The sequence below is a fragment of the Kitasatospora griseola genome (genome assembly GCF_014648555.1).
GTDB classification, from domain to species: Bacteria; Actinomycetota; Actinomycetes; order Streptomycetales; family Streptomycetaceae; genus Kitasatospora; species Kitasatospora griseola.
In genome coordinates, this window is record NZ_BMRI01000098.1 from 1 (window position 1) to 1,262 (window position 1,262).

A 1,262-nucleotide genomic window follows, 5' to 3' on the forward strand; every position below is an offset into this window, starting at 1 on the left:
ATTTCGCCGCGTGAGGCGTTGGCGATGGATCCGCAGCAGCGGGTGCTGTTGGAGACCGCGTGGGAGACGTTCGAGGACGCGGGGATCGATCCGACGTCGTTGCGGGGCAGCCAGACTGGTGTCTTCACCGGCATCTGGTCCTCCGGCTACGGCGACCAGGCACCCGCCGACGCCGAGGGCTACCTCGGTACGGGCGCCGCGACCAGCGTGACCTCCGGCCGGATCGCCTACCTGCTGGGGCTGGAGGGCGCGGCGGTCTCGCTGGACACCGCCTGCTCGTCCTCGCTGGTGGCCCTGCACCTGGCGGCGCAGGCCCTGCGCTCGGGCGAGTGCACACTCGCCCTGGCCGGCGGCGTGACCGTGATGGCGACCCCGCTGGGGTTCACGGAGTTCTCGCGCCAGCGCGGCCTGGCCCCCGACGGCCGGGTGAAGGCGTTCGCCGAGGCGGCGGACGGCACAGCGTGGGGTGAGGGCGCCGGCCTGCTGCTGCTGGAGCGTCTGTCGGACGCGCGCCGCAACGGTCACCGGGTGCTGGCGGTGGTGCGGGGTTCGGCGGTGAACCAGGACGGCACCTCCAACGGCCTCGGAGCGCCGAACGGTCCGTCACAGGAGCGGGTGATCCGGCAGGCGCTGGCGAATGCCGGACTGTCGACGTCGGACGTGGACGCGGTCGAGGCGCACGGCACCGGGACCACCCTCGGCGACCCGATCGAGGCGCAGGCGCTGTTGGCGACGTACGGCCGGGACCGGGCGGAGCCGTTGTGGCTGGGGTCGGTGAAGTCGAACATCGGGCACACGCAGGCGGCGGCCGGTGCGGCCGGCGTGATCAAGATGGTGATGGCGATGCGGCACGGCGAACTGCCGCCGACGCTGCATGTCGACGAGCCGACCTCGCACGTCGACTGGGAGTCCGGAAACATCCGGCTGCTCACCGAGGCCCGGCCCTGGCCCGACAACGGCCACCCGCGTCGTGCGGGCATCTCCGCGTTCGGCATCAGCGGCACCAACGCACACGTGGTGATCGAGGCGGCCGCTGAGGAGCCGGTCGAGGTTTCGGCGGGGTCCGCGGGCGGGCTGGTGCCGTGGGTGCTGTCGGCCAGGTCCGAGGCGGCGCTGCGGGAGCAGGCGCGTCGGCTGGCCGCGTTCACTGCCGTACATCCGGAGGTGGGCCCGGCGGCGGTCGGTGGCGCGTTGGCCGCCCGCACCGTGTTCGAGCACCGGGCCGTGGTGGTGGGCGACGTCGCAGCCCTGGACGCTCTCGC

The 1,262-nt window shown here is 73.5% G+C and carries 1 protein-coding gene; it reads left to right on the plus strand.

What is annotated here, in order from left to right:
- Positions 1-1,262 (plus strand): beta-ketoacyl synthase N-terminal-like domain-containing protein (locus IEZ12_RS37260; protein ID WP_229848726.1); only part of this gene is annotated, 1,262 nt, incomplete at both ends.